This window comes from Aeribacillus sp. FSL M8-0235 (assembly GCF_038000355.1).
Taxonomy (GTDB): Bacteria; Bacillota; Bacilli; order Bacillales; family Aeribacillaceae; genus Aeribacillus; species Aeribacillus composti.
Genome location: NZ_JBBOBW010000001.1, coordinates 2,640,812 through 2,663,929, shown reverse-complemented (window position 1 = coordinate 2,663,929; position 23,118 = coordinate 2,640,812). Strand labels below are relative to the sequence as shown.

Annotated in this window: 18 protein-coding genes, 1 other RNA gene and 2 other annotated features; of the genes, 17 read left to right on the top strand and 2 right to left on the bottom strand. The window is 41.5% G+C overall.

Annotation, left to right across the window (positions count from 1 at the left end; genetic code table 11):
• Window positions 1–2 precede the first annotated feature (2 nt).
• The 4 genes from NSQ71_RS12945 to NSQ71_RS12930 all read left to right on the top strand — a co-directional run bounded on the left by NSQ71_RS12945 (window position 3) and on the right by NSQ71_RS12930 (window position 4,724).
• Window positions 3–515 carry an adenine phosphoribosyltransferase gene (locus NSQ71_RS12945; RefSeq protein WP_063387979.1) on the top strand — a complete coding sequence of 171 codons (513 nt, stop codon included), beginning with the start codon at window positions 3–5 and terminating at the stop codon, window positions 513–515.
• Window positions 516–739: 224 nt separating this feature from the next.
• Window positions 740–2,923 carry a RelA/SpoT family protein gene (locus NSQ71_RS12940; protein ID WP_063387980.1) on the top strand — a complete coding sequence of 728 codons (2,184 nt, stop codon included), beginning with the start codon at window positions 740–742 and terminating at the stop codon, window positions 2,921–2,923.
• A gap of 15 nt (window positions 2,924–2,938) precedes the next feature.
• Window positions 2,939–3,379, top strand: a complete 441-nt coding sequence (dtd, locus tag NSQ71_RS12935) for a D-aminoacyl-tRNA deacylase (RefSeq protein WP_063387981.1) — start codon at window positions 2,939–2,941, stop codon at window positions 3,377–3,379.
• Window positions 3,380–3,542: 163 nt separating this feature from the next.
• The gene (locus NSQ71_RS12930; protein ID WP_311066339.1) at window positions 3,543–4,724 is read left to right on the top strand and encodes an IS701 family transposase; all 1,182 of its coding nucleotides are present in this window, start codon (window positions 3,543–3,545) and stop codon (window positions 4,722–4,724) included.
• 52 nt (window positions 4,725–4,776) lie between these two features.
• Here NSQ71_RS12930 and NSQ71_RS12925 read toward each other — a convergent pair whose 3' ends face one another.
• Window positions 4,777–6,468, bottom strand: coding sequence for an SH3 domain-containing protein (locus tag NSQ71_RS12925; RefSeq protein ID WP_339193156.1), 1,692 nt, complete (start codon window positions 6,466–6,468; stop codon window positions 4,777–4,779).
• Window positions 6,469–6,606: 138 nt separating this feature from the next.
• Here NSQ71_RS12925 and NSQ71_RS12920 point away from each other — a divergent pair, with 138 nt between their 5' ends.
• From NSQ71_RS12920 to NSQ71_RS12900, 5 genes are all read left to right on the top strand, one after another.
• Complete coding sequence (locus NSQ71_RS12920) at window positions 6,607–6,774, top strand: hypothetical protein (RefSeq protein WP_158640147.1); 168 nt, start codon at window positions 6,607–6,609, stop codon at window positions 6,772–6,774.
• A gap of 59 nt (window positions 6,775–6,833) precedes the next feature.
• Window positions 6,834–7,052, top strand: a binding site (T-box leader).
• Between the two features lie 61 nt (window positions 7,053–7,113).
• The gene (gene hisS, locus NSQ71_RS12915; protein ID WP_144596729.1) at window positions 7,114–8,382 is read left to right on the top strand and encodes a histidine--tRNA ligase; all 1,269 of its coding nucleotides are present in this window, start codon (window positions 7,114–7,116) and stop codon (window positions 8,380–8,382) included.
• Window positions 8,383–8,397: 15 nt separating this feature from the next.
• On the top strand, window positions 8,398–10,173 hold the full coding sequence (gene aspS, locus NSQ71_RS12910; protein WP_311066350.1) for an aspartate--tRNA ligase: 1,776 nt from the start codon (window positions 8,398–8,400) through the stop codon (window positions 10,171–10,173).
• A gap of 66 nt (window positions 10,174–10,239) precedes the next feature.
• Window positions 10,240–10,432, top strand: a non-coding RNA gene (ssrS, locus tag NSQ71_RS12905) — 6S RNA.
• A gap of 41 nt (window positions 10,433–10,473) precedes the next feature.
• Window positions 10,474–11,241: a tRNA threonylcarbamoyladenosine dehydratase gene (locus tag NSQ71_RS12900; RefSeq protein WP_063387985.1), complete on the top strand. Its 768-nt coding sequence runs from the start codon at window positions 10,474–10,476 to the stop codon at window positions 11,239–11,241.
• 132 nt (window positions 11,242–11,373) lie between these two features.
• On the opposite strand, the gene NSQ71_RS12895 is transcribed toward NSQ71_RS12900, so the two are convergent.
• Window positions 11,374–12,651 carry a replication-associated recombination protein A gene (locus NSQ71_RS12895; protein ID WP_340734013.1) on the bottom strand — a complete coding sequence of 426 codons (1,278 nt, stop codon included), beginning with the start codon at window positions 12,649–12,651 and terminating at the stop codon, window positions 11,374–11,376.
• Between the two features lie 135 nt (window positions 12,652–12,786).
• Between NSQ71_RS12895 and cymR the strand changes: the two genes are divergently transcribed.
• The 8 genes from cymR (at window position 12,787) to alaS (ending at window position 23,116) form a co-directional block, all read left to right on the top strand.
• Window positions 12,787–13,206, top strand: a complete 420-nt coding sequence (cymR, locus tag NSQ71_RS12890) for a cysteine metabolism transcriptional regulator CymR (protein ID WP_063387987.1) — start codon at window positions 12,787–12,789, stop codon at window positions 13,204–13,206.
• Between the two features lie 18 nt (window positions 13,207–13,224).
• Window positions 13,225–14,370 (top strand): cysteine desulfurase family protein, encoded by a 1,146-nt coding sequence (locus NSQ71_RS12885; RefSeq protein ID WP_130158149.1) that lies wholly within the window; start codon window positions 13,225–13,227, stop codon window positions 14,368–14,370.
• A 15-nt stretch (window positions 14,371–14,385) separates the two neighbouring features.
• Window positions 14,386–15,501, top strand: coding sequence for a tRNA 2-thiouridine(34) synthase MnmA (gene mnmA, locus NSQ71_RS12880; protein ID WP_063387989.1), 1,116 nt, complete (start codon window positions 14,386–14,388; stop codon window positions 15,499–15,501).
• A gap of 81 nt (window positions 15,502–15,582) precedes the next feature.
• Window positions 15,583–16,236: a tetratricopeptide repeat protein gene (locus NSQ71_RS12875; protein WP_063388167.1), complete on the top strand. Its 654-nt coding sequence runs from the start codon at window positions 15,583–15,585 to the stop codon at window positions 16,234–16,236.
• A 21-nt stretch (window positions 16,237–16,257) separates the two neighbouring features.
• Window positions 16,258–18,633: an SF1B family DNA helicase RecD2 gene (gene recD2, locus NSQ71_RS12870; RefSeq protein ID WP_066250524.1), complete on the top strand. Its 2,376-nt coding sequence runs from the start codon at window positions 16,258–16,260 to the stop codon at window positions 18,631–18,633.
• 198 nt (window positions 18,634–18,831) lie between these two features.
• Window positions 18,832–19,017, top strand: coding sequence for a hypothetical protein (locus NSQ71_RS12865; RefSeq protein WP_063387991.1), 186 nt, complete (start codon window positions 18,832–18,834; stop codon window positions 19,015–19,017).
• Window positions 19,018–19,089: 72 nt separating this feature from the next.
• Window positions 19,090–20,151 (top strand): AI-2E family transporter, encoded by a 1,062-nt coding sequence (locus NSQ71_RS12860; RefSeq protein WP_063387992.1) that lies wholly within the window; start codon window positions 19,090–19,092, stop codon window positions 20,149–20,151.
• A gap of 49 nt (window positions 20,152–20,200) precedes the next feature.
• Window positions 20,201–20,407 (top strand) — a binding site (T-box leader).
• Window positions 20,408–20,479: 72 nt separating this feature from the next.
• Window positions 20,480–23,116 (top strand): alanine--tRNA ligase, encoded by a 2,637-nt coding sequence (gene alaS, locus NSQ71_RS12855; protein ID WP_339193149.1) that lies wholly within the window; start codon window positions 20,480–20,482, stop codon window positions 23,114–23,116.
• The last annotated feature ends 2 nt before the right edge of the window (window positions 23,117–23,118 follow it).

Sequence of the window (23,118 nt, the reverse complement as noted above, 5' to 3'; positions counted from 1 at the left end):
TGATGGATTTAAAAAAATACGTGACAATTGTTGAAGATTTTCCAAAACCGGGCATTTCTTTTAAAGATATCACAACATTAATGGACAACGGGGAAGCATTTAAATATGCAACAGACCAAATTGTTCAATATGCGCGTGAAAAGAAGATTGATATTGTTGTCGGTCCAGAAGCAAGAGGGTTTATCATCGGCTGCCCAGTTGCTTACTCTCTCGGAGTTGGTTTTGCACCTGTTCGAAAAGAAGGCAAGCTTCCGCGCGAAACGATCAAGGTGGAATACGGGCTTGAGTACGGAAAAGATGCATTAACCATTCATAAAGATGCGATTAAGCCTGGCCAGCGAGTGTTAATAACCGATGATTTGCTGGCGACTGGAGGAACGATTGAAGCTACCATTAAATTAGTGGAACAGCTTGGCGGAGAGGTTGCCGGCATTGCCTTTTTAATTGAATTGTCTTATCTTGAGGGCAGAAAAAGGCTTGAAGGCTATGATATATTAGCATTGATTAAATATTAATCGGCGCAAATCTATAAATGAAGCACTCTTAATGGGTGCTTTTTTTTAAAACAATAAAATGAAAAACTTTAGAAATTGTAATATTTTCCATCCACTCGCAAAATAGCTGCAGCAGCTCTATTTTTTTTACCCCTTTTCAAAAGGATCGTATTCTTCTCTTTACATGTTTGTTAATTTTATTTAATAATAAAAACAATAACGTATATACAATTAAAGGTGATCCCATGGCAAACGAACAAATGTTGACAGCTGAACAGATCTTCGAAAAAGCGGAAAAGTATCTTCCGCCTGACGATATAGAGTTTATAAAAAAAGCATACGAGTTTGCAAAAAACGCCCATCATGGGCAATATCGCAAATCAGGCGAACCATATATTATGCATCCGGTGCAGGTTGCCGGGATTCTAGTAGATTTGGAGCTGGATCCTACAACGATTGCCGGCGGCTTTTTACATGATGTTGTGGAAGATACGGATGTGACATTAGACGAGCTTCGACAAGAATTTAACGATGAAGTCGCTATGCTTGTGGATGGAGTAACAAAGCTGGGAAAAATTAAATATAAATCAAAAGAAGAGCAGCAGGCGGAGAATCACCGGAAAATGTTTGTCGCTATGGCGAAGGACATTCGGGTCATTTTAATTAAACTGGCAGACCGTCTTCACAATATGCGTACGTTAAAACATTTGCCGCAGGAAAAGCAGCGAAGAATCGCCAATGAAACGTTGGAAATATTTGCTCCTCTCGCCCATCGCCTCGGAATCTCAAAAATCAAATGGGAACTTGAAGATACAGCCTTGCGGTATTTAAATCCGCAGCAATACTACCGAATTGTCAATTTGATGAAAAAGAAACGTGCAGAACGGGAAAAGTATGTTGAAGAGGTAATTGAAGATTTAAAGAAGCGAATTGAAGAAGTAAAGATAAAGGCAGAGCTGTACGGCCGGCCGAAGCATATTTATTCCATTTATCGAAAAATGGTTCTCCAAAATAAACAATTTAACGAAATATATGATTTGCTGGCTGTGCGAATTATTGTGAACAGCATAAAAGACTGCTACGCAGTGCTTGGCATCATTCACACATGCTGGAAGCCGATGCCTGGCAGATTTAAAGATTATATTGCAATGCCAAAAACAAACATGTATCAATCCATTCACACGACTGTCATCGGTCCGAAGGGGGATCCCCTTGAGGTTCAAATTCGCACATACGAAATGCATGCGATCGCTGAATACGGGATTGCCGCCCATTGGGCTTATAAAGAAGGAAAAAGCATTACATCTTTTGATAAAAAACTGAGCTGGTTTAGAGAAATATTGGAGTTTCAAAACGATTCTTCCAACGCCGAAGAATTTATGGAGGCATTGAAAGTTGATCTGTTCTCTGACATGGTGTTTGTATTTACTCCAAAAGGAGATGTCATTGAGCTTCCCGCCGGGTCAATTCCGATTGATTTCGCCTACAGAATTCATTCTGAAATAGGCAATAAGACGATCGGAGCAAAAGTAAACGGAAAAATAGTGCCTCTTGATTATAAATTAAAAACCGGAGATATAGTGGAAATATTGACGTCGAAGCATTCTTACGGTCCGAGCCAAGATTGGCTTAAATTGACGCAGACCTCTCAAGCGAAAAATAAAATTCGCCAATTTTTCAAAAAGCAGCGCCGAGAGGAGAATGTTGAAAAAGGAAAAGAATTAATTGAAAAAGAAATTAAAGCGATGGATTTTGATGTGAAAGAAGTCCTTACTCAGGAAAATATAAAACGTGTCGCGGAAAAATTCAATTTTTCAAACGAGGACGATATGTATGCGGCGGTTGGCTTCAACGGCATTACTGCTTTACAGGTTGCAAACCGCCTAGTCGAAAAAATTCGCAAACAGCGGGATATAGAAGAGCAGGAAAAATTGATGGAAAAGGTGGTTCAACAAGGTGCAAGGCGGCCGAAGCGCCGTGATGCAGGAGTGTCTGTAAAGGGTATTGATAATTTGTTAATCAGGCTTTCCCGCTGCTGCAACCCAGTCCCTGGCGATGATATTGTCGGATTTATTACAAAAGGAAGAGGGGTATCTGTTCACCGGTCTGATTGTCCAAATGTCAATAAAGAGGATGCAAAAGACAGGTTAATTGAAGTGGAATGGGAAAATCAGCTGGACGGCCGGAAGGAATACAATGTGGAAATTGAGATTTTAGGTTTTGACCGGCGCGGCTTATTAAATGAAGTGCTCCAGTCTGTAACAGAGACGAAGACAAACATTACGACAATTTCGGGAAGAACGGACCGTAACAAAGTAGCGAACATCCATTTAGGAATTTCGATTCAAAATGTCAGCCATCTTCAAAAAGTTGTGGATCGGATCAAGCAAATACCGGATGTATATTCAGTGCGGAGAATTATGAATTAAGAAAGGAAATATATGATGAAAGTTGTAGTACAACGAGCAAGGAATGCAAATGTCAAAGTAGATGGACAAGTTGTTGGTTCGATTGAGTTCGGTTTAATGGTGCTAGTCGGTGTTACACACGAGGATACGGAAAAAGATGCAGAGTTTTTAGCGGATAAAGTGGCCAATTTGCGCATATTTGAGGATGAAGAAGGGAAAATGAATTTATCTCTTTTAGATGTTGGGGGCGAAGTTTTATCCGTCTCCCAATTTACGCTGTACGGCGATTGCCGGAAAGGAAGAAGGCCAAATTTTATGCAAGCAGCCAAACCGGATATTGCTGAAAAACTATATGAATCTTTCAACGACAAACTGAGAGAAAAAGGCGTACGTGTTGAAACGGGTTCTTTCGGAGCGATGATGGCTGTTGAATTTACAAACGTTGGCCCAGTAACATTGATTATCGAAAGCAAATAAAAAAATCGTGAGCGAGCTGCTCACGATTTTTTTATGAGTTTACAGTAGATGAGCAAAATCACTAACATAAATTTACATCGAAACAAAAAAGGAGACATGAACCCGATTCCTTGGTTAGAATAGATGTGCCAACAAACCATTCACACAAGGAGGTTCATGTCTCATGAATAGATTAGCACATCATCAAGGAATCCACAAGTTTTTCACGATGTTGGGGTTGGCACTTTATTTTTCAAAACCTGTCATGAAGCATCTCGTTCATATCGTGGATGCGATGATCACGAAAGGCTTTTCTGGAACGTTGACCGATCTTCATCATTGGAGCTTTCACCCCAATCATCGAACGACACTCAGCCATTTTTTCACGAAAAGCCCTTGGGATGAAGAGACGCTGCTTCGCAAACTCCAGCAATGGATGCTTCATCGTGTCGAACGGATCGCCAAACAGAAAAATCAACCCCTTTTTGTTTCGATCGATGATACGATTTGCCAAAAAATCAAGCCTTCGTCACGGGCAACGCACGCCATTCAAGGGTGTGATTGGCACTATTCTCACACAGAGAAAAAGTCGATCTGGGGACATTCTCTTGTTTGGCTCATGGTTCATACGATGACCCAGGCTTTTCCCTTTGCGTTCCGCCTCTACGACAAGGCGGCTGGGAAAAGCAAGGGGGAACTCGCGATCGAGATGCTTTCTTCTTTGGATGTACGCCGTCCCGTTTATGTGCTGATGGATTCGTGGTATCCATCGCAAGCGCTCGTGGAAGCCTGTCTGAAAAAAGGATTTCACGTCATCGCGATGCTCAAAACGAACCGGATTCTCTATCCGAAAGGCATCGCCATCCAAGCCAAACAGTTTGCCCGCTATATCGAACCGAACGACACCCATCTCGTCACGGTGGGAGAAGAGCGTTATCGCGTGTATCGCTACGAGGGATCGCTGAAAGGTCTCGATGATGCCGTTGTGTTGTTGGCTTGGAAAGCCGATCAGCCGATGACACCCGAACATCTTCACTGCGTCTTGAGCACCGACCGGGAGCTAAGCGATGAAGAGATCTTGCGCTACTATGCCCAACGTTGGTCGATCGAATGCTTTTTTCGACAAGCGAAAGACCAGCTGAAGCTCGATGGGTACCGCGTTCGTCAACGTCGGGCGGTGAAACGGTATTGGATCTTGGTGCAACTCGCTTATGTGTACAGTATGGTCGAGTCCAACCGGGATTTCTCTACTGGGCTTGATCTTCTCCGAACGAAGAAAGGGCATAGTCTCGTCGAGTTCATTTACCATGCAGCGAAGCAAGATATTCCCATTGATGTTGTCAAAAAACAGCTCCATGTGGCATAAGGGGTACCCTGTTTGTCTCTTTTGGTATGGTAATTATTGTTATGAAAATTGCTCATCTACAGGAGTTTACATATTTGACGACCGCTTTATAAATCGCTTGTGAGATTTTCTCTTGGTAAGCGTTTGTGCTGACTGTCCACTCTTCCATAGGATTGCTCAAAAAACCTAGTTCAAGCAAAGCAGCAGGACGTTTATTTTCACGCAGCACAAAATAATTTCCAAATTGAACACCGCGGTTTCTTAAATTGACATGCCTCACCATCTCTTTGTGAATTACATTTGCTAATGCTTTATCCTTTGCAGAATTGTAATAAAAAGTTGTGATTCCATTTGCGCTTGGAATGATTGAGCTATTATAATGGATGCTCACAAAGGCGTTTGCGTTGTTTTTTACAGAAATTCCTACACGGGATTGCAGGCTGATATATGTATCGTCGCTTCTAGTTAAAACTGCATTTACACCTGCTCTTTTTAATTTGTTGTACACAAGTTTAGCTGTTTTTAAGGTTAAATGTTTTTCCAGCGTCCCTCTGACACCGATCGTCCCGCTGTCATAGCCTCCGTGGCCCGGATCGATAATGACTTTTTTACCGTTTGACGGTATGCTTGTCCCTTTATTGGAATTGTTTTCGCTTGTTGTTGTGACGACCCAGCTTGCTACATAAGCTGTTTGACCGTTTCGGAGCTGAATTTTATACCAATTATTATAAATCCCTACAATTGGAAAAGTCTGCCCTTTGTTTCCTCTTTGAACAATTTTTGCAGAAGTGGAAGGTGCACTGCGCAAATTTGTTCCGTCGTATAAAAGGACAACTGATTGAGCGCCGTTTGTTTTCTTTGAGCCAGCTTCGATATATCTTTTGGATGCCCAGCCTGTTTTGTTTTTCGCATATCTAATTTGATACCAATCTCCGTTTGCACCTATGATTTCTACCTCTGTTCCTTTTTTAATGGTACCGACAATTTTTGAGTGTAAAGACGGACCGCTTCTAACATTTAACGAACTGGCTGTAATCCTTCCTTTTTGCGGGGAAGTGCTGCTGCTTTTAGCTGCTGCTTTGGTAATATATTGCTTCGACACCCACCCCGTCACATTGTTGTAGCGAATGTTATACCAATTGCCTTGTTCCGAAATGATTTCAACTTTCATGTTTTTTGTCAGCTTGCCGGTAATTGATGATTGTGCATTTGGTTTTGAACGAACATTTAATATAGTGGCTGTAACCGTACCGAGGCTATGCTTCTGATTCGAAGGAGTTTTGCTTGCTGCTGGAGCTACATATGCAGAAGAGACCCATCCTTGCCGGCCATTATAGGAAATTTTCACCCATTTCCCCTGTTTCATCAACACATGCGCTTTTTCCCCTTTAGGAAACTGTCCAACAACTTTATAGTTTGTCCCGGGGCCAGAACGGATTCTTAACCCGGTAGTCGTAGAAACGACATAATCCTTTTTTTGAAGCTCGGTTTCTACTGAAAGAAGCCAATCGGCTACCCACCCGGAAGAGCCCTGTTTTAATTGAATTTTCACCCAATCTCCTTTCCTTGCGACAATCGGGTATTTTTCACCGTACCGAACGCTTTTCATTACGGGATAGCTTAAACCGGGACCTGTCCGGACATTTACTTTATCTTGCTTAATGACTGCATTTTGCGTATCCGCTTGGGCTGAATGAAAAACTGGAGCGGTAGAAGTAAAAAGCAGTGAAAGCAACAGAACGATTAAAAAGCATTTTTTTCGCAATGGCCATGCTCCTTTCACATTCATGCAAAAAACTATTTCTATTTTATTTCGGCATTTCCTTTTTTACATTGAGTATTTTTTCATTTTTTTGCGGGAAGACTAAGACGCAAATTCTGATGAAAAAGAAAGGGGAAAAATATGCGGTCCAGTGAAAAACATTCTTTCTCCGCATCAATTTTTCATGACCAGTTTGGTATTTCTTTCAGTGATCGTACGATGCAGGATATTTTAATAGAGGTTTCGTTTGAGCATGGTTTAAATCAAGAGGAGGCGAAAAAGCTCCGTGATCGGCTCAGCCGTTCTTGACATGACACAGTATTGTTCGTATGATAATATAAAATTCTAGATTTAAAAATAACGTACATAAACAACCGATGACGGAGACAAGTAGCTGGGATGCACATGGACAGAGAGGAAAGGCCTTAGGCTGAAAGCCTTTCCCCATGATCGCTTAGTGAAGAACACTCCGGAGGTTTTCCTCTGAAAGGTGTAAAAGTAGGAGGAAACGTAAATAGGCGTTAACTTTTAAGTGGAAGCATTGCTTCAATTAGGGTGGCACCACGGGAGACTCTCCCGTCCCTACGGGAATCGTCAGGGGACGGGTTTTTTTATGGAATTTATTTTATAAGTGGAGGAGAATCGACAATGGCTTTTCAAATCCCGCGAGGTACACAGGATATTTTGCCGTCGGAGGCTTCAAGATGGCAATATGTTGAGAAAAAAGCTAGGGAAATATGCCGTCTTTATCGCTTTCAAGAAATTCGAACCCCCATTTTTGAACATACGGAATTATTTCAAAGGGGTGTAGGCGAATCAACCGATATTGTCCAAAAAGAAATGTACACTTTTTCCGACAGGAAAGGAAGAAGTTTAACATTAAGACCGGAAGGAACGGCAGCAGTCGTCCGCGCTTTTGTTGAAAAGAAAATGTACGCAGATCCGAACCAGCCTGTAAAGCTTTTTTACATCGGTCCGATGTTTCGGTATGAAAGACCGCAATCAGGGCGTTTTCGGCAATTTGTTCAATTCGGTGTGGAGGCTCTCGGCTCGGACGACCCTGCGCTGGATGCTGAAGTTATTTCTTTGGCGATGGCGTTTTATCAATCGCTCGGCTTAAAAAAATTGAAGCTTGTCATTAACAGTTTGGGAGATCAAGAGAGCAGAGCTGCACATCGTGCTGCTTTAGTCAACCATTTTAAGCCGAGAATTGGAGAATTTTGCTCTGATTGCCAAAAGCGGCTTGAGCAAAATCCGTTAAGAATACTTGATTGTAAACAAGACCGCGAGCATGAATTGATGAAAAGCGCCCCTTCCATCATTGACTTTTTAAACGATGAATCAAAGCAATATTTTGATCAAGTGTTAAAATATTTAACGGAGCTTGGCATTGAGTATGAAATCGATCCAAATCTCGTCCGCGGATTGGATTATTATAACCATACAGCATTTGAAATCATGAGCAATGCGGAAGGGTTTGGGGCGATTACGACTTTATGCGGCGGCGGAAGATATAACGGCTTGGTCGAAGAAGCCGGAGGGCCAAGCACGCCGGGGATCGGCTTTGCTTTAAGCATTGAACGCCTGTTAGCAGCAATTGATGCTGAAAACATCGCTCTTCCGATTGAAAAAGGTCTAGATTGTTATATTGTGGCACTGGGAGATCGGGCGAAGGAACGGTCGGTATCTCTATTGCAGGAAATGCGGAAAGCCGGCATTTCTGCAGACAAAGATTATGAAAATAAGAAAATGAAAGCACAACTGAAGCAAGCGGACAGGCTTCAAGCCAAATTTGTCATCATCATAGGTGATGAGGAATTAGAAAAAGGCGTGGCGAACGTAAAAAACATGGCAACAGGCGAACAAGATGCGGTGGCATTTGAACGACTTGCAGAGTATATAAAAGAGAGAAAGTAAAGGAGAGTATGTAGGATGTTTGGACGTTCGTATTATTGTGGAGAAATTTCCGAAAAAGCAATCGGCGAAAAGGTCGTTTTAAAAGGATGGGTGCAAAGACGCCGCGATTTAGGAGGACTTATTTTTATCGACTTGCGCGACCGGACAGGAGTTGTCCAAATTGTTTTTAATCCTGAAGTTTCAAAGGAAGCGTTAGAAATAGCTGAAAAAATCCGCAGCGAGTATGTATTGGACATTGAAGGCGAAGTGGTGAAAAGATCGGAAGAGACGATTAATCCGAACATTCGAACAGGAAAAGTGGAAGTGGTTGTTCAATCGGTAACCATTTTAAACAGCGCCAAAACTCCTCCTTTTTCACTTGCGGATCAAAAAGCGGACATTTCCGAAGAGGTTCGTTTAAAATACCGTTATTTAGATTTGCGCCGTCCAGTCATGTTTGAAACGTTAAAAATGCGGCATCAAATTACGAGAGCGATTCGCAACTTTTTGGATGAAAATGGATTTATTGATGTGGAAACCCCCATTTTAACGAAAAGCACACCGGAAGGAGCACGGGACTATCTTGTCCCTTCTCGCGTCCATGAGGGGGAATTTTATGCGCTCCCGCAATCGCCGCAAATATTCAAACAGCTTCTAATGGTTTCAGGATTTGATAAATATTATCAAATTGCAAGATGCTTCCGCGATGAGGATTTGCGCGCAGACAGACAGCCGGAATTTACCCAAATAGATATAGAAACTTCTTTTATGAGCCAAGAAGATATTATGAATCTAACCGAAAAGATGATGGCTCATGTGTTAAAAGAAGTGAAAGGAATCGAGCTTACTCTTCCATTCCAACGCATGCCATATGATGAGGCGATGGCGCGCTTTGGGTCGGACAAGCCGGACGTTCGATTCGACCTGGAGCTTGTTGATGTATCTGAAATTGTGAAAAACTCCGCTTTCAAAGTTTTCAGTCAAGCAGTTGCAGGTGGAGGGCAAGTAAAGCTAATCAATGTAAAAGGAAAAAAAGACGAATTTTCACGCAAAGATCTAGATGCTCTCCAAGAGTATGTTCACAATTATGGAGCGAAAGGTTTGGCTTGGCTTAAAGTAGAAGAAAATGAAGTAAAAGGCCCAATTGCAAAATTTTTATCAGAAAATGAACAAAATAGTATTTTGCAAGCAGCTGAAGGACAGAATGGAGACTTGCTTCTGTTTGTTGCCGACAAGCCGAATGTTGTTGCTGATTCGTTGGGGGCTCTCAGATTAAAACTAGGAAAAGATTTAGGGCTGATCGAAGAAGATAAACTTGAATTTTTATGGATTACGGATTGGCCGCTCGTTGAATATAATGAAGAAGACGGCCGCTATTATGCATTGCATCATCCGTTTACTATGCCGTTTCGTGAGGACTTGGAGTACTTTGAGAAAGACCCTCTCAAAATGCGGGCTCAAGCATATGACTTAGTGTTAAATGGATATGAACTTGGCGGAGGGTCGATTCGGATTTTTGAAAAAGACGTTCAAGAAAAGATGTTCAAACTTCTTGGTTTTACAGAGGAACAAGCAAGAGAACAGTTCGGATTTTTGCTGGAAGCCTTCGAATACGGTACGCCGCCGCATGGTGGAATTGCACTAGGATTGGATCGGATTGTAATGCTTTTGGCAGGAAGAACAAATTTACGGGATACGATTGCCTTTCCGAAAACAGCAAGTGCGAGCTGTTTGTTAACGGAGGCACCAAGCCAAGTAAGCAAAGAGCAATTGGATGAACTGCATCTTGAAGTGAAACATAGCTCAAGGTAATAATTTCCATTATTTGTTTTTTATCTTGAAATCTCATGCTAATTATGATATTCTTTATTCAAAATTTAAGTCCTGATGTGTGCGTCGTACACCTAGTTTTGACCGAACAACGATTTAAATGGGAGCCCGGAGTTTCTAAAGTGAGTAAATGCCTCAAATGCATATGGCACGAGGACTTACAAAGCTTTAGAACAGGGCACCCACCTGCTGAGAGCGGGTTCAAAACGAAGGAAACGGCGACGGCACAATTGGGACTTTTTTAGTTTGTACACTGAATTTTGTCAAATTGGAGTGATTTTTTTGCTTCATCAGTTTTCCCGGAATGAACTAGCGATTGGAAAAGAAGGTTTACATAAATTGAAAAACAGCTCCGTAGCCGTTTTAGGGGTTGGCGGAGTTGGATCTTTTGCCGTCGAAGCTCTTGCACGATCAGGCATCGGGCGATTGATTTTGATCGATAAAGATGATGTCGATATTACGAATATTAACCGGCAAATCCATGCGCTTTTGTCGACGGTTGGAAAACCGAAAGTGGATTTAATGAAAGCAAGAATTGCTGACATTAATCCGGATTGTGAAGTAATTGCATTAAAAATGTTTTACACGGAAGAGACGTATGAAGACTTTTTTAAGCTAAACCCTGACTATGTGATTGACGCCAGCGATACGATCAGCTATAAAATTCATTTAATGAAGGAATGCCTGAAACGGAATATTCCTATTATTTCAAGCATGGGGGCAGCCAACAAAACGGATCCAACCCGTTTCCGAGTAGCAGATATTTCAAAAACACATACAGATCCGATTGCCAAAGTGATTCGAACGAAACTGCGAAAAGAAGGGATCCGAAAGGGAATTCAAGTCGTATTTTCTGATGAACGCCCTGTTGTTATTAGAGAAGATGTCAGAAAAGAAGTCGGCAATAACGAATCAACGATCCGCAAAGCAAAAATGCCCCCGTCATCAAATGCCTTTGTGCCATCCGTAGCCGGATTGATTATGGCTGGTCATGTGATTAATGAATTGCTGAAGGATATAAAAATTTATCGTGTCGGCGACGACGATTAAAAAATGGGGGTGTCAAATAAGCCGTTTTTCGGCTTATTGACGCCCCCTTTTATTTACGTTTTCCATGGGGTTTTGACATTTTGGACAATCCTATTTATATTTTCAAGATGACGCGGATATGACCGAAGCTTCCTATTCGTTCTTTTCTTTTTTCTTTTTCTCGATATTTTCATATATTTGCGCTAAAGCCTGCTCGAATTTGCCCGTTCTTTTTGGCTTGTAATATTTTTTATGCTTGATGGGGTCAGGCAAATATTGCTGGTTTACCCAGCCTGATTCATAATCGTGCGGATATAAATAGTTCACTCCTCTGCCAAGCTGCTTTGCTCCTTTATAATGAGCATCCCGCAAGTGGGAAGGGACCTCGCCTGTCACTCCTGAGCGAATGTCGGCTAAAGCTGCATCAATCGCTTTATAAGCAGAGTTTGATTTAGGGGATAAACATAGTTCAATCACCGCATTGGCCAAAGGGATGCGTGCTTCGGGAAAACCGATGCGCTCAGCTGCTTCTATAGCCGAAAGAGTTCTAGGTCCCGCTTGCGGATTTGCAAGACCAATATCTTCATAGGCGATGACCGTTAAACGCCTTGCAATCGAAGAAAGATCCCCTGCCTCAATTAATCTGGCCAAATAGTGAAGCGCTGCGTTTACATCGGACCCGCGAATAGACTTTTGAAAAGCAGATAAAACATCGTAATGATGATCTCCGTCTTTATCGTGGGAAAAGCTCTTTTTTTGCATGCACTCTTCAGCAATTTCAACCGTAATGCAAATGTCCCCATTCTCATCTTCCTTTGTTGATAAAACGGCGAGTTCCAATCCATTTAACGCCGCACGCACATCTCCGCCGGAGCTTTCGGCAAAATGTCTTAGAGCTTCGTCGCTGATTTGAACAGGAAAGTCGCTCAGTCCTCTTGGGTCTGTAAGAGCTCTTTTCAGGGCAATCATAATGTCATCTGGAGAAAGAGGGTGCAATTCGAAAATTTGACAGCGGCTCCGAATCGCCGGGTTAATGGCATGATACGGATTGCTTGTCGTTGCACCGATTAAAATAATCATGCCGTTTTCTAAATATGGAAGCAAAAAATCTTGTTTCCCTTTATCAAGTCTGTGCACTTCATCTAAAATGAGAATGATTTGCCCTGACATTTTTGCTTCTTCTACAACAATTTCCATATCTTTTTTATTGTGGACAACCGCATTCAGCTTTCGAAAAGGCGTGTTAGTGCTGCCTGCTATTGCAGTTGCAATAGATGTTTTTCCGATTCCAGGAGGTCCGTATAAAATCATCGAGCTTAAATATTTAGCTCGCACCATTCGTTCAATAATCTTTCCTTTTCCAACTAAATGTTCTTGTCCAATAATATCTTCTATTTTGGTTGGACGCATTCTATACGCTAAAGGTTCCATTTTATCGCTCCCAAATAAAAATCATATCATCTCATTTACCCACTAATAAAATAATATGCTATAATGTCTAAAGTTTAAAGTAGAACCAAGATGGTGAAAATCTTGAAAAAAACTAAAAAATAGGAGTGTAGAAACGTGAGAATTTCAACGAAAGGACGCTATGGTTTAACGATTATGATTGAATTGGCGCGAAAGTACGGAGAAGGACCGACATCTTTGAAAAGTATTGCACAATCTCATGATTTATCAGAGCATTATTTGGAACAATTAATTGCTCCTCTCCGCAATGCCGGACTTGTCAAAAGCATTCGCGGAGCTTATGGCGGATATATTTTAGCGAACGATCCGTCCAAAATAACGGCTGGTGACGTTATCCGTGTGTTGGAAGGACCGATCACCCCTGTTGAAGGAATTGAAGATGAACCGCCTGCTCAAAGGCATCTATGGTTAAAAATCCGCGATGCGGTGAAGGACGTTCTTGACAACACGACACTTGATGATTTAGCAAGCCATACAGGAGATAATGAGCAGGACGCTTACATGTTTTACATTTAAAGTCGGGAGGAATTAACTTTGGAACGGATATATTTGGATCATGCGGCAACATCGCCAGTCCATCCCGCAGTTTTGGATAAAATGACAACCTTTATGAAGGATTATTTCGGCAATCCGTCTAGCATCCATTCTTTTGGCAGAGAAAGCAGACGAGAAGTGGATGAGGCTCGAGAGCTCCTTGCCAAAAGTATTCATGCCGATCCAAAAGAAATCATATTTACAAGCGGAGGAACAGAAGCAGATAATTTAGCGGTGATTGGAACAGCGCTTGCTAATAAAGAAAAAGGAAACCATATTATCACAACAGAAATTGAGCATCCGGCTGTCCTCCAATCTTGCCGCTATCTAGAAAAAAACGGATTTCACGTTACGTATTTGCCTGTCAATCAATCGGGAGTTATTTCTGTCGATGATCTTAAAAAAGCTTTAAAAGATGAAACGATTCTTGTCACAGTCATGTATGGAAATAATGAAGTAGGTGCCTTACAGCCTATTTCAGAAATAGGAAGCTTATTACAAAACCATCAAGCGTATTTTCATACCGATGCAGTTCAAGCATACGGACTCGTTCCAATTGATGTTCGCGAGCTGAATGTCGATCTGCTGTCGGTTTCCGGTCATAAAATAAATGGGCCGAAAGGGATCGGTTTTTTATATGCAAAAGCTGGGGTGAAATTCACTCCGCGCATGCATGGCGGTGAGCAGGAATTGAAGAGAAGAGCCGGAACGGAAAATGTTCCAGCGATTATCGGGTTTGCGGAAAGCGCAAAAATTGCAGAACAAACAAGAAAGGAAAAAACAGAGCAATATGTGCATTTTAAACAAATAATGATCGATGTGTTTGAACAAGAGGGCATTTCCTTCGCTGTGAACGGCTCGATTGACAACAGCCTGCCTCATATATTAAACGTTTTCTTTCCGGGAACAAATGTTGAATCGCTTCTTGTCAACCTCGATTTGGCGGGAATTGCGGCATCAAGCGGATCAGCTTGTACAGCAGGATCAGTTGAACCGTCGCATGTGCTCGTTTCAATGTTTGGAAAAAATTCAAAAGAAATAACTTCATCGGTTCGATTCAGCTTCGGCTTAGGAAATACGGAGGCACAAATTGAATCGGCTGCCAAAAAAACAGCCGAGATTGTTAAAAGGTTAACGTCAAAATAGAAAGAGGTGAGAGAGATGGAAAAGGCGCCGCATGAAACAAGAGTCGTAGTCGGGATGTCTGGCGGAGTAGATTCATCTGTAACTGCTTTGCTCCTAAAAGAACAAGGGTACGAAGTCATCGGGGTCTTTATGAAAAATTGGGATGATACGGATGAAAACGGCGTATGTACGGCAACGCAAGATTATGATGATGTAATCCGTGTATGCAATCAGCTTGGGATTCCTTATTATGCAGTGAATTTCGAAAAAGAGTATTGGGATAAAGTGTTCACTTACTTTTTAGAGGAATATAAAGCTGGAAGAACGCCAAATCCCGATGTCATGTGCAATAAAGAAATTAAATTTAAAGCTTTTTTGGAGCATGCAGCTGACTTAGGCGCGGACTATATCGCAACAGGTCATTATGCACGGGTAAAATACCGCGATGGTGTGTACAAATTGCTCAGAGGAAAGGATCCAAACAAAGATCAAACGTATTTTTTGAATCAGCTGAATCAGAAGCAACTGTCAAAGGTCATGTTCCCCATCGGGCATCTTGAAAAAAAAGAAGTTAGAGAAATTGCGGAAAAAGCAAACTTGGCAACAGCAAAGAAAAAAGATTCAACAGGCATCTGCTTTATTGGCGAGCGGAACTTTAAAGAATTTTTAAGCCAGTATTTACCTGCTCAACCCGGCAAAATGGAGACGTTGTCTGGTGAGGTAAAAGGGAAGCATGACGGGCTTATGTATTATACGATCGGTCAACGCCATGGACTCGGAATAGGAGGAAATGGCGATCCTTGGTTTGTGGTTGGAAAAAATTTAAAAAATAATATTTTATATGTTGAACAAGGATTTCATAATGAACATTTATATTCAGACTCCATTATCGCAACAAATGTAAACTGGATAACCGGTGTAAAACCAACAGATGAGCTTGTTTGCACCGCAAAATTTCGCTACCGCCAGCCTGATCAGCCAGTAAAAGTGAAAATGATCGGTGATCAAACTGCACAAATTTCGTTTGAACAGCCGGTCCGTGCCGTTACACCAGGACAAGCTGTCGTTTTTTATAATGGAGAGGAATGTCTGGGAGGCGGCATTATCGATAAAGTATTTCGCAACGGCGAAAAACTGTGGTATGTCGGTTAAAGAGTTAAGCTGTACCGATCGGAATGAGATTTGTTAACTTGGCGCAGCCTCTTTGCCTTTGGATGTGAAAGGATGAAATGGATGCATAAAAATCAACTGGCTTTAGAAGCAATAAAAGAAGGGAAATGGGAAGAAGCAGCGAAATATTTTGCAGAAGCATTGGAAGAAAATCCAAACGACCCTGTGTTATACGTAAATTTTGGGAATTTGCTTGCCTCTTCAGGTGATGCAGAAAGAGCATTGAAATTTTATGAAAAGGCGATTGAGATTGATAAAGGGACGGCTACTGCGTATTACGGCATTGGAACCGTTCATTATAATGCGGGAGATTATCATAAAGCGAAAACATTTTTTGATCAGGCGGAAAAGTATGGGCTTGCTCATAAAGATGTCTATTTTATGCTTGGAATGTCTCTTTACCAGCTTGAACAGCCCCGTCTTGCACTTCCGTATTTTTTGCGGGCGGTTGAGCTGGATGAACAAGACGCCAGCGCTCACTTTCAATATGGTTTATGTTTAGCACAAGCAGGCCACATTCAAGAAGCAAAAAAAGAGTTTGAAAAAACGATCGACCTCGATCAACATCACGCAGATGCTTATTATAATTTAGGTGTTGCGTACGCATTTGAAGAAAATAGAGAAGAAGCTTTAAAAATGTTTGATATGGCGCTTTCCATTCAACCGGATCATTTGCTTGCGGGCAACGGGAAAAGGCTGTTAGAAGAAATGATTTAAACGAAATTAGGAGGAAAGAGGATGGGCGGTCAACAGGAGAGTTTGTTTCATGAGGAAAGTACTCCTTTTGTTCGCGGAGTCATTAAACATATTGTGTTCCAGAATGAGCAAAATTTTTATACTGTTATTAAAGTGAAAATTGAAGAGACGAATGAACAGTTTGAGCAAGATCAAGTGACCGTGACGGGTTTTTTTCCTCTTCTCCAATTACATGACAGCTATACGTTTTTTGGCGCAAAAAAATACCATCCAAAATTCGGCGTACAATTTCAAGCTGAGCGTTTTCAAAAGGAGCTTCCAACTACGAAAGAAGGAGTTATTCAATATTTATCAAGCGGGCTTTTTAAAGGAATCGGCAAAAAAACAGCGGAAGCGATCGTGAATGAACTGGGGGAACATGCGATTTCGATTATTTTGGAGGATCCCGATTCATTAAAAAGAGTGAAGAAGCTTTCAAAGGAAAAAGCCAAAATACTGGCTGAAACACTGAAGGAACATCAAGGTTTAGAAGGGGTTTTAATCGGATTAAATCAGCTTGGCATTGGGCCTGCACTTGGGATGAAAATTTATCAGCTGTATCGGGAGGATACGCTTAAAATCATTCAAAAAAACCCATATCAATTGGTGGAAGATATTGAAGGGATCGGCTTTATTCGAGCGGATGAAATTGGGAGAGAGCTTGGGATCTCCGGCAATCATCCCGACCGGCTGAAGGCGGCTTGTTTGTTCACTATTGAACAAGATGCTGTAAAAGAAGGACATGTATATGTTACAAAAGTTCAGCTGATGGAAAAAGCGAAAAAATTGCTCACCCAAAATGGAGAAGACATATCTGATCAGGATATTGAAAGAATCATTCTTGAATTGGAAGAAGATCGAAAAATTATCGTCGAGGAAGATCGAATTTATTTACCCTCTCTTTACTATGCTGAAGTGGGACTTGCCAATAACATTGAAGAAATTTTAGCCCAAAACCAATTTCAAGATATGTTTCCTGAATCAGAATTTTTGCTGGAGTTAGGAAAACTGGAAGAAAAAATGAATGTTCAGTATGCCCCCTCTCAAAAAGAAGCCATTCAGCGGGCTATTCATTCGCCGATTCTTTTGCTGACCGGCGGGCCTGGAACGGGAAAAACAACCGTTATCAAAGGCATCGTTGAAATTTATGCGAACCTCCACGGCCTTTCATTGAACCCAAAAGAATATCAAAAGAAGGAAGAGCCGTTTCCCATTGTACTGGTGGCACCTACTGGACGAGCTGCAAAAAGAATGGCAGAAGCAACCGGTCTTCCTGCCGTCACAATCCACCGCCTTTTAGGATGGAATGGTTCAGAAGGATTTGAACACAATGAGGATCATCCGATTTCTGGAAAGCTTCTGATTGTTGATGAAGTATCAATGGTTGATATTTGGCTCATGCATCAATTGTTTAAATCGCTTCCTTCGGACATACAAATTGTTCTTGTTGGAGACGAACACCAACTTCCGTCCGTTGGACCCGGCCAAGTGCTTCGCGATTTGATTCAATCCGGACGAATCCCAGTTGTTACGCTGACAGATATTTATAGACAAGCAGAAGGATCTACAATTATTGATTTGGCCCATTCAATCCGCCAAGGAACTCTTCCAGCGAACCTTTTGCAAACGACACAAGACAGATCGTTTATTCCTTGTACAACATCACAAATAAAAGAAGTTATAACGAGAGTAATTGAGAACGCTTTGAAAAAAGGATATTCTGCGAAGGATATACAGGTGTTGGCACCGATGTACAGAGGGATTGCCGGCATTGATCAGTTGAATGAAATGCTTCAGGAAATGTTAAACCCCCCTTCAAAAGAAAAAAGAGAGATCAAGCATGGCAACGTTATTTACCGAATTGGGGACAAAGTGCTGCAGCTCGTCAATCAGCCTGATCAAAACGTGTTTAATGGCGATATTGGGGAGATTGTTTCTATTTTTTACGCAAAAGAAAATGTCGAAAAAGAAGATATGGTGGTCATTTCTTACGACGGTATCGAAGTAACCTATACGAAGCAAGATTTTAATCAGTTTACTCATGCTTACTGCTGCTCCATCCATAAAGCGCAGGGAAGCGAATTTCCGATTGTCATTTTGCCGGTAGTAAAAGGCTACTTTCGGATGTTGAGAAGAAATTTGATTTATACAGCTGTTACAAGGAGCAAGCAATTTTTAATTATGTGCGGAGAATGGGAAGCGTTAAAAATGGGAGTATACAACAATCAGGAGTCGATGAGGCAGACAACCTTAAAAGAGAGGCTGAAAACGTCTGAACTTGCCGAGCTGAAAGAGGAGCTTCCTTTTCCACTAGAAGATGCCAACATTGGGATGGAGAACATCACTCCATATGATTTTATGGAAGAGGGCGAAGGATAATAAATTTGTTCCTTTCCATAAGATCGATAACGATTGACAGATGATGCTACAAACAGGGGACAAATTGTTTAAGCATAAAAAGCATGCTTTATAGAGACGTATAATTTTTTTGAAAATGGTAACAAATAGTAGTGTGCATAGCGAGAACATACCGGATTAATAAATAATTAAATAAATGAATAAAGAAGGTGTCCCTGTTTGTTTACATGTCCGAATTGTAAAAGCAAAGATATTGGAAAAATCGGAGTCAATCAGTATTATTGTTGGCATTGTTTTATTGAGCTTACCGTTACAAAAGGCATTATTCACACACATCAAGTAGAAGAAGACGGAACATTAAGTTCTTTAGATGACTTGTTTCCTGAAGAAGATCGTGCGATTTGAGGCGCCTAAAATGGGCGCCTTCATGCATATTTTCGTGAGCATTCCTCAAAATAATAAGAGGAGGGATGCGGGATGAATGAGCGAGAGCGGAAATGGCTTTTCCGAATCATTTTTTTTCTCATTTTATCATTGTTTGTATATATGGTTCTTCAGCTAAAAGTCATTTGGTTTCCTATTTTCAAAATGTTAAAAGCTGTTTTAATTCCTTTTATGCTTTCCGGCTTCATTACCTACTTGCTTCATCCCGTAGTGGAAAAACTTTACCGTTCAGGTGTTCCAAGAACATGTTCGATTCTCATCATCTATTTTATTTTTTTCGGAGGAGTCGGTTTTAGCTTTTATAAAGGTGTCCCAATTTTTGTTGAACAAATGAAAGACCTTTCCGAAAATATCCCTATGTTTACAAAATATTACCAAAGCTGGACGGATAAAATTCATGACGGAACAACCAATTTACCTGGAGAAATTCATCATCGAATTGAATCTTTTATTGCTGGAATGGAAACATCCGTCGCTGCCTTTCTTGAACGGATGCTTTCAAGCATGAAGTCAATTATTGATTATGCTGTTATTATTGGTGTCATTCCCTTTCTCGTTTTTTATATGTTGAAAGATTATGAGAAAATGAAAAAGGCCATTTGGTACTTCACCCCGAAGAAATGGAGACGTGAAGGGAGACGTTTTTTAGAAAACGTCGATGAGTCGCTCGGAAGTTATTTGCGGGGGCAACTATTTGTTTGTTTTCTGATCGGGCTGGCGGCTTCGATTTTGTTTTGGCTGTTTAAAATTAAATATCCGTTAATTTTAGGGACGATTATCGGAATGACCAATATTATTCCTTATTTCGGTCCATTTATCGGTGCGGTTCCTGCTTTGATGGTCGCTGCGACGCTCTCCATTAACAAAATAATTGTAGTGCTTTTCATCATTTTTGGGCTGCAATTTATTGAAAGTAATATTCTTGGCCCTTTCATCGTTGGGAAAAGCCTGCATATGCATCCGATGGTGATTATTATGGCGCTCTTGGCGGGCGGAGAAATCGGCGGAGTGATCGGTTTAATTTTAGCTGTGCCTTTTATCACTGTTCTGAAAGAGATATTGCTGCATATCATCCGTCTGAGGAAAGCGCATTGACAAGCGATTTTTCCTTGTCTATAATTCGTGTTAGACATGGAATAAGTGCATGAAAGCGATGACGAATCGAGTATGTTGCAGTCCATCTTAAAAGAGAGGGGCTTCCGAGGCTGAAAGAAGCTCTAGATGAAGGGCAACAGAACGCTAATTCTGAGTGCAGGCAAAACCTGACGAAAATGCCACGTTACGGCAAATGAAGGTGATGAGCAATTGGCTCATAATCAGGGTGGTACCGCGAGTAACTCTCGTCCCTGTGTAAATCAGAGCATTTACATAGGCGAGAGTTTTTATTTTGCGAGAAAAATGAAGACATTTTAGGAGGAATGCCATGAAAAAGCTCACTTCAGCACAAGTTCGTCAAATGTTTTTAGATTTTTTTAAGGAAAAAGGACATTCGGTTGAACCGAGCGCTTCTTTAATTCCGGTTGATGATCCGTCACTATTGTGGATCAACAGCGGTGTCGCAACATTGAAAAAATATTTTGACGGAAGGGTTGTTCCTGAAAATCCGAGAATTACTAACGCACAAAAATCAATCCGAACAAACGATATTGAAAATGTCGGAAAAACAGCACGCCATCATACATTTTTCGAAATGCTCGGAAATTTCTCAATCGGCGACTATTTTAAAGAAGAGGCGATTGAATGGGCATGGGAATTTTTAACAAGCGAAAAATGGATTGGCTTCGACCCAAATAGATTATCAGTTACTATTCATCCGGAAGATGAAGAGGCGTATGACATTTGGAAAAATAAAATCGGGTTGCCGGAAGAACGAATTATCCGTTTGGAAGGGAATTTCTGGGATATTGGTGAAGGGCCAAGCGGACCAAATACTGAAATATTTTATGATCGTGGAGAAGAATTTGGAAACGATCCAAATGATCCGGAACTTTATCCCGGTGGTGAAAACGAACGCTATTTGGAAGTTTGGAATCTTGTTTTTTCTCAATTTAATCATAATCCTGATGGAACTTACACTCCGCTTCCAAAAAAGAATATTGATACAGGCATGGGCTTAGAGCGAATGGTTTCTGTCATTCAAAATGCGCCGACCAACTTTGACACAGATCTCTTTTTACCGATCATTCAAGCTACCGAAAAGATTTCGGGGGAAGCTTATCGAACCGACAAAGAGAAAGATGTCGCTTTTAAAGTGATTGCCGACCATATCCGCACGGTTACATTTGCTGTTGCAGACGGTGCGCTACCTTCTAATGAAGGCAGAGGGTATGTACTTCGCCGTCTTATCCGCAGAGCGGTTCGGTATGCAAAAACGATCAACATAGACCGCCCGTTTATGTATGAATTAGTTCCGGTTGTAGCGGAAATTATGAACGATTACTATCCGGAAGTAAAAGAAAAAGCATCCTTTGTTCAAAAGGTAATTAAAAATGAGGAAGAGCGTTTCCATGAGACTCTCCATGAAGGGCTTGCCATTTTAGCGGATGTAATCAAAAAGCAGAAAGGACAGGGTAGCCGAATAATTCCAGGCGAAGATGTGTTTCGGCTTTACGACACATACGGTTTTCCAGTGGAATTGACGGAGGAATACGCACAAGATGAAGGCATGGAGCTGGATTATGAAGGCTTTGAACGAGAAATGGAGCATCAAAAAGAACGTGCAAGAAAAGCCAGACAGGATGTCGACTCGATGCAAGTGCAAAGCGGAATTCTTGTGGAATTAAAAGAGGAAAGCAAATTTGTCGGCTACAATACCCTGGAAGCAAATGCACGGGTGCTTGTGATCATAAAAGATGGGGAATTAGTCGATCAAGCCGAGAGCGGGGAAGAGGTCCAAATTATATTGGACGAGACGCCTTTTTATGCTGAAAGCGGAGGTCAAATTGCTGACAAAGGAATCATCAAAAATGATGATGTGGTCTTAAACGTAAAAGATGTGCAAAAAGCGCCGAACGGCCAACACTTGCACCGGGCTGTCATCGAAAAAGGCGTTTTGACAAAAGGAGCAGCAGTTTACGCTTCCGTTTGTGCAGAGTCTAGAAAATCCATCGTGAAAAATCATACAGCGACACATTTGCTGCACCAAGCGCTGAAGGACGTGCTGGGCGTACATGTCAACCAAGCTGGATCGCTTGTTGCTTCCGACCGTCTCCGTTTTGACTTTTCACATTTTGGACAAGTTTCAACAGAAGAGCTGGAAGAAATTGAGCGAATTGTAAATGAGAAAATTTGGGAAAGCATTCCAGTCTCTATCGAGCACATGCCTCTTGACGAAGCGAAAGCGATGGGCGCGATGGCTTTATTTGGAGAAAAATACGGAAAAATTGTTCGCGTTGTTCAAGTAGGCGATTATTCGCTTGAGCTTTGCGGCGGATGCCATGTAACAAATACAGCGGAAATCGGACTGTTTAAGATTGTTTCCGAAACTGGAATTGGTGCAGGAACCCGCCGAATTGAAGCGGTGACAGGAAAAGAAGCGTACCGGTTTATGAATGAACAATATTTATTGTTAAAGGAAATTGGGGCAAAACTGAAAGCGAATGTAAAAAATCTGCCGGAGAGAATTGACAGTCTGCAGCAAGAAATAAAAGAACTACAGCGGGAAAACGAATCTCTTACGATGAAGCTTAGCAATCTGGAAGCGGGGAACATCGCTGAAAAAGCGGTAACGATCAACGGTGTAACAGTTCTTGCGGAAAAAGTTCAAGTGAAAGATATGAACAGATTGCGCGGCATGGTCGATGAACTGAAGCAAAAGCTCGGCTCGGCTATTGTTGTGCTAGCAACGGTATCAGACGGAAAAGTAAATTTAGCAGCCGGCATCACAAAAGACTTAGTTGACAAAGGGTTCCATGCTGGAAAATTAATTAAGGAAATTGCAAGCCGCTGTGGAGGCGGCGGCGGCGGAAGACCTGACATGGCTCAAGCGGGAGGAAAAAATCCTGAACGGTTAGCTGAAGCTCTTCGTTTTGTCGAAGACTGGGTGAAATCCGTTTCATAAAT